The organism is Kitasatospora sp. NPDC007106 (assembly GCF_040634455.1).
In the GTDB taxonomy this organism is placed as follows: domain Bacteria; phylum Actinomycetota; class Actinomycetes; order Streptomycetales; family Streptomycetaceae; genus Kitasatospora; species Kitasatospora arboriphila.
Genome location: NZ_JBEYFP010000363.1, coordinates 1 through 6,030, shown reverse-complemented (window position 1 = coordinate 6,030; position 6,030 = coordinate 1). Strand labels below are relative to the sequence as shown.

Genomic DNA, 6,030 nt, shown 5'->3' with positions numbered 1-6,030 from the left:
CTCCCAGTCGAGGTTCCACAGGCGGGCGACGTGGGCGACGCCGCCGATCCGGCGCGTCGACTGGATGCTGCGGCAGGCCCGGCCTGCGCGCGCTTCGCACAGCCAGCAGGACCGGTCGCAGACCGGGCACCCGTCCGCGGTTGGCTTTAAGAAGCCGTTGTCTTATCGGACGTGATCGAGGCATTTCCGCTGGTGAGACATAGTGTCGGCAGCCGGGCGGCAGGGTTGGTCCATCGGGATCGTCTCGTCGGTGGAGGTGCCGGATGGCGTCGGTGGTGGGGCTGCTGGAGGAGCGGGAACTCGCCGCGCGGCAGCGGGTGGAGTCGTTGCGCGAGGCTGCGGACCGGATCCTGGCCGAGCTGGCGGCCGCTGAGACAAACTGGGAACGGTGGGTGATCGCCCGGGAGAGGGTCGATCAGGTCCTGTCCGCCCCGCGCGGGCCGGAGATGCCGGCGGTGCCCGAGGACAAGCCCTCCGAGCGGGCCGGCCGGGCTCCGGTTCGGTCGGCCCGCTCGGTGGTGCCGGTGCGCCGAAACGGACTGGACGCGACCGCGCTGGCACCGGACTACCAGAGGATCGTCAACCTTCTGGTAGACCATCAACGATCGGGCTCGGGCGGGGCGATGGGCTGCCAGGAGATCGCGGCCGCGCTGGGGCTGGACGTAGTTGCGGCGAAGGTCGAAGGAGTGCGGTCGAAGGCGAAGCGCCTGGTCGAGCGCGGCTGGCTGGCCGAGGACGTGCCGGGCCGGTTCAGCATCGCCGGCGGGCCAGGCGACGGCTCATGACCATGGTCATCGACCACCAGATCATCGCCTCGGCGGTGTCGGTGCGGGCCTCGTAGTCCCGCGCGAGGCGGCGTGAGCGCATCAGCCACGCGAACGTGCGCTCCACCAGCCACCTCTTCGGCAGCACGACGAACCCGGTGGTGTCGTCACTGCGCTTGACCACCGTCAACGCGATCCGCCAAGCATTCGCGGCGAGGTCGACCAGGCGACCGGTGTAGCCGCCGTCCGCCCACACCAGGGTCAGCCGCCAGAACCGCTCTCGGAGCCGGGCCAGGAGGGTTCGGACGGCGTCGCGGTCGGTGACGGACGCGGCGGTGACCACCACGGCCAACAGCAGCCCGAGGCTGTCCACCACGATGTGCCGCTTGCGCCCCGGGACCTTCTTCCCGCCGTCGTAGCCGGACGTGGCCCTCGGCACCGACGCGGCGGCCCGCACCGACTGCGAGTCGATGATCCCCGCTGTCGGCTCCGGATCCCGCCCGGCCGCCTCGCGGACCCTCCCACGCAGACGGTCGTGCAGTTCCTTGATCAAGCCCTGGTCGCGCCAGCGCCGGTAGAAGGCGTAGACCCGGTCCCACGCGGGGAAGTCGACGGGCATCGCCCGCCAGGAAATGCCGCCGGCGACCAGGTAGCGCACAGCATCCAACATCTGCCGGTGGCAGTAGCCTTCCGGCTGCCCGCCCCGGCCCTCCAGCCACCCCGGCACAGGCAACGACGAACGAACAACCGCCCACTCCTCATCCGTCATGTCCGACGGATACCGCCGCAGCCTCTCCGGACGATCGGCCGCGTTCCCGTACACGTGCGCGAGGCAATCACACGATCGGGCAACCGAATTGGACTCCACCAACTCCCGCACGGAAGACTGCGACACCAGGGCCTCCTGGAACCTCGACCGGCTTCGACAACCTTCGAGCTACCAAGAGGCCCTGTCTTCATGCACCGACCGGCTGACGATCACCCCAACGAGACTCCCGCTCGATCGACACGTCCCACGATCGGTCCGACAACGGCTTCTCACATCACTAACGCAGTTTCAGGGCCTGGATTGCCGACACCCGGGAGCCTCGTCAGGGCCGTCTCCTCGAGGTCGTCGCCTGTGGGACCGGCCCGGGTGCGGGCCGGATGTCGTGGGTGCAACTGAGTGCGTGCTTCGCGCGTCCGTCCCGTTCGTGACGATACATTTGATACCCGCGACACGGTTCGGCCGGGTCCTGGCTGCGGGCACCGTCGGGCCGGTGCTGGCCGCGGTCCTGCTGTGGAACGTCCCGCTGGCCGGGCAGTGGCGGGGCGAGCCCGCGCTCGCGCAACTCCTGGCGCAGTCCCCGCCCGGGCCGGGGCCCTGGGAGAGCTACCCCAAGGGCATGGATCTGCTCGAATCCGGGCTCGATGAGCAGGACTCCCGGAACTTCGTGCTCCACGGCAGCGACTTCCTACGCCACGGCTTCTCGCAGGGCATCAAGCGGTTCGATTCGCCGACCTGGGCTTGGCTCTACACCCACCGGCGCCGCCGGTCGCAGAGCGACAAGCCTTGGACCTACCAGTCGTTCCGGCCGACCGGCAGCTCCAAGGCGGATGACCAGTCCTACACCTGCCTCATACAGGACAAAACCTTCAAGGAAGAGGGATGCCAGGCCTGGTACGGCGAACTCCGCTACGGCCAGTACGTCGTCGACATTGCTGTGCTCGGTCGGGAACAGGCGCCCCATGCCCTCGAGCTCCTCCAGCAGGCCGTGCGCGCCACCGACGACCTCATGCCGGAATAACCAAGTGTGGACCGTGTCGATCACCTGCCTCATCTGCCAAGGGAGTGGGCCGCCGAGTACCGCTAGGCGCCGACCGGTCCGGCGATCACCCCATCGAGACTCTCGTTCGATCGCCAAGCTCCTTGATCGGTACGACAACGGCTTCTAATCACGAGTTGTGACGTCGGTTGTTCACGAGTTTGGGAGGCACCCCGAACCACGGACGGGTGATGTTCACGAGTTTTGACGTCACCGGGGTACTTGCCAGGGCGGCATCGGGGTGCTCCTGGTGAAAGGCCCTGGTCATGCCGCAGATGTCGAAGGTCGAGCTGTACGCCGCGATCCGGCGCGACCACCGGGACGGCATGAAGCTGCGGGAGATCGAGCGCAAGTACAACGTGTCGTGGCGGACGATCAGGAAGGCCGTGGACTCGGTCTGGCCGGAGCCGCGGAAGAAGCTCCCGCCCCGGGCGACCGCGCTGGACCCGTTCAAGGCGGTGGTCGACGGGATCCTGCGGGCCGATCTGGATGCGCCGCGCAAGCAGCGGCACACGGTCACCCGGATCTTCCACCGCCTGGTCGCCGAGCACGGTGCCGATGTCTCCTACCAGCGCGCAGCTCAACAAGACTATCGCCCGCTACGGCCGCGTCGACCTGCTCTGCATCGACGAGCTCGGCTGTGCGCCACGAGGCGCTGATGGATCTCGCGGGATGAAAGGCCCGCCGCCGGTCCTCGCAGGGACCGGTTGAAGCTGGAGGCAGGCTGATCCCCGGGTTGGGGGTGAGGCCGGAAGCAGCCTCGACAACGTAGGGGCGGACCGACACCACCAGACGGTTCGTGCCCGCAAGCGAAGACGGAATGGGTGCAAGGAAACTGAACCAGTGGTTGACGTCCCGTGAGTCGTCAGCGGCCTGCCGAATCTGGTGGATGGGCCGCTTTGCAGTGCTGGAGAGCGCCATAGCCGATGGACTCTCCTCTTCTCTCGCCTTTAGCCCATGGGCGCTGGGAGGCCCGGACCAAGACTGCGATGTGCGGTCCGTGGCGATGCTGCCGGGGTATAGCTGGGCACCGAAGCCGTCACAGAGATCCTCAGTGAACGTGGGAAGCGATCTGGCATCGCCCTTCCCGTCCGGCCTCCAGCCGGGCGGCGGGCAGGCGCGACGCCCGCTGATGGCGCCAGATCGTGGCGGAGTCGCCGTAGTACTCGGAGGCCGGGAAAGCCGGTCACATGGGGAAGGGCGACAGCGTGATGGCAGCAGGACTGCTGTCGGGGAGGAACGTTGTTGAATAACGACGCGCCGTTGACACCTTGGCCGAGCATTTTCGCGGCCGAGCGACGGGTACTCGATCATCAGCTCAAGCTGCACCGATGGGCAAGGAACGAACCGGTCCGCCGGTTCGGCGATGTATTCAACTTGATCTGCGACCGGGCCACGCTGTTGGTGGCCTGGGAGCGGGTGTCCGGCAACCGGGGTGCCAGGACAGCGGGCGTGGACGCGGTCACCCGCTACCACGTCGAGGAACGCCAGGGAGTGATCCCGTTCCTGGAGGACCTCCGGTCCTCGCTCAGGGACGGGTCGTTCACTGCACTGCCCGTCAAGCAGGCGGTGATCCCCAAGAAGAACGGCAAGGTCCGTTACCTGGGGATCCCGACCCTGCGCGACCGGGTCGCGCAGATGGCCCTCAAGCTGGTCCTGGAGCCGATCTTCGAGGCCGACTTCTATCCGTCGTCGTACGGGTATCGGCCTGGTCGTCGGGCCCAGGATGCCATCGCCGAGATCCACCACTTCACCCGCAAGCCGTCGACCTACGAGTGGGTCATCGAGGGCGACATCAAGGCTTGCTTCGACAACGTCGACCATCACGTCCTGATGGACCTGGTGGCCGAGCGCATCAAGGACCGCAAGGTCCTGCGGCTGGTCAGCGCATTTCTGCGGGCCGGGGTTGCCGAGCTGCACGGTGGACTCGCGGAGACCCTCACGGGCACTCCGCAAGGAGGAGTCGCCTCTCCGCTGCTGGCCAACATCTATCTCTCCGTCCTGGACCGGTACTTCTCGCGGATCTGGGATGCGGAGATGACACCTCCCTGGCGTCGGCAGTATCGACGCCGGACGGGGCGGCCGAACTTTCGGCTGGTGCGTTACGCCGACGACTTCGTCGTCCTCGTGCACGGCACGAGGTCGGAGGCCGAAACGCTCAAGGCAGAGATCGGCGAGTTGCTGGCCCGCAGGCTGAAGATGACCCTCTCGGACGAGAAGACCCACATCACCCATATCGACGACGGCTTCGTCTTCCTCGGCTTCCACATCCAGCGGAGGCCCTTCGGCGACGGCCGGCGCGTCGTGCTCACCATCCCGTCCAAGCCGGCCTTGGCGTCGGTGATGCACAAGATCAAGAAGCTAACGGGGCGAAGCACGACCTCGCTCTCGTTGGAGGAGGTGCTGCGGACGGTCAACCCGGTCCTTCGGGGCTGGGCGGCCTACTTCCGCTACGGCGTCTCGAAGCGGACATTCTCCTACCTCGGCTGGTACGCGTGGTGGCGGATGCTCCGGTGGATTCGCTACAAGCACCCCCGGATGACCTGGAAACAGCTGCGGCGCCGCTTCTACGGGGCTGACCGCATCACCGAGGGCGGGCTCGTCCTCTACAACCCGGCGAAGATGCGGGTCGAGCGCTACCGCTTCCGCGGAGCGCAGATCAGCACGCCCTACAACATCGACGAGGTCGATCCGCACGGGGCTCGCTTCCGCCGGACCAGCCACGACGATGCGGCCTTCGTCGGCCAGGTCAGCGAATACCTCGCCTGATCCATCGGGTCACGTGGAGAGCCGGATGCCCGGCCAACGGGCACGTCCGGTTCGGCGGGCGGGGACGGGAAGACCGACACCCGAGAGGGTGCACGGCGTCCCGTCCCCGACCCAACACATGGAACTCGACCGCCACGGCGCCGAACTGCTCTTCCAGGTCCTCACCGAACGCGAGGAGAAGAACAGCGTGGCCATCGCCTCCAACGAGAGCTTCGGCGGCTGGACCAAGACCTTCACCGATCCCTGCCTCTGCGCGGCCATCGTCGACCGCCTCACCTTCAACGGCACCATCATCGAGACCGGCACCGACTCCTACCGCCTCGCTACCACGCGAGCCCGAGCCGAACAAGCCGCTGCCAGCTGACCTGCCTGCGGCCCGCCACCTCGCCGGGAACGGGCCGCACCACTGGCGTCCTCAGCTGACAGTGAAGCCACCATGGACCGCCGTCTCGCGGAGCCAGCCGAGCCAGTCACACCACAAACCATCGGTCTCCAGCTCGGCACGTAGGTCGGCTGACGCCTCCTCATACTGGTTCAGTGCCTGCATGATTTCTTCGCCGCCGACCAGCCACGGACCGCTGCTCAGCAGCTTGAACTCCGGAATCCCGACCTTTCCCGGGACGGTCTGGGCCGAGGCGGCACGCTCGGCCGCGTTGAACGCATCCCTCCGAGCTTGGTCAGCCGACCGCCAG

General features: G+C 67.4%; 6 protein-coding genes and 1 pseudogene. 5 read left to right on the top strand and 2 right to left on the bottom strand.

Going from position 1 to position 6,030, the window contains the following annotated elements; all coding sequences use genetic code 11:
- The first annotated feature begins 263 nt into the window (after positions 1-263).
- Complete coding sequence (locus ABZ641_RS23440) at positions 264-785, top strand: hypothetical protein (RefSeq protein WP_359984589.1); 522 nt, start codon at positions 264-266, stop codon at positions 783-785.
- Here the strand turns inward: ABZ641_RS23440 and ABZ641_RS23435 are convergent.
- Entirely contained in the window at positions 751-1,659 is a 909-nt protein-coding gene (locus ABZ641_RS23435; RefSeq protein WP_359984586.1) for an IS5 family transposase, read from the bottom strand. The genes ABZ641_RS23440 and ABZ641_RS23435 overlap by 35 nt on opposite strands.
- A gap of 364 nt (positions 1,660-2,023) precedes the next feature.
- Here ABZ641_RS23435 and ABZ641_RS23430 point away from each other — a divergent pair, with 364 nt between their 5' ends.
- The 4 genes and pseudogenes from ABZ641_RS23430 to ABZ641_RS23415 all read left to right on the top strand — a co-directional run.
- On the top strand, positions 2,024-2,551 hold the full coding sequence (locus ABZ641_RS23430; protein WP_359984583.1) for a hypothetical protein: 528 nt from the start codon (positions 2,024-2,026) through the stop codon (positions 2,549-2,551).
- 293 nt (positions 2,552-2,844) lie between these two features.
- Positions 2,845-3,228, top strand: a complete 384-nt coding sequence (locus ABZ641_RS23425; RefSeq protein ID WP_359984592.1) for a hypothetical protein — start codon at positions 2,845-2,847, stop codon at positions 3,226-3,228.
- 586 nt (positions 3,229-3,814) lie between these two features.
- Positions 3,815-5,338 (top strand): group II intron reverse transcriptase/maturase, encoded by a 1,524-nt coding sequence (ltrA, locus tag ABZ641_RS23420; protein ID WP_359984580.1) that lies wholly within the window; start codon positions 3,815-3,817, stop codon positions 5,336-5,338.
- 115 nt (positions 5,339-5,453) lie between these two features.
- Positions 5,454-5,702 (top strand): annotated as a pseudogene (locus ABZ641_RS23415) (ATP-binding protein); the annotation flags it as partial.
- A gap of 51 nt (positions 5,703-5,753) precedes the next feature.
- Here ABZ641_RS23415 and ABZ641_RS23410 read toward each other — a convergent pair.
- Positions 5,754-6,030 (bottom strand): hypothetical protein (locus tag ABZ641_RS23410; protein WP_359984577.1); only part of this gene is annotated, 277 nt, incomplete at its 5' end.

Coding starts and splice junctions, on each gene's coding strand:
- ABZ641_RS23440 (WP_359984589.1), top strand. CDS start 264: ATGGCGTCGGTGGTGGGGCTGCTGGAGGAGCGGGAACTCGCCGCGCGG.
- ABZ641_RS23425 (WP_359984592.1), top strand. CDS start 2,845: ATGTCGAAGGTCGAGCTGTACGCCGCGATCCGGCGCGACCACCGGGAC.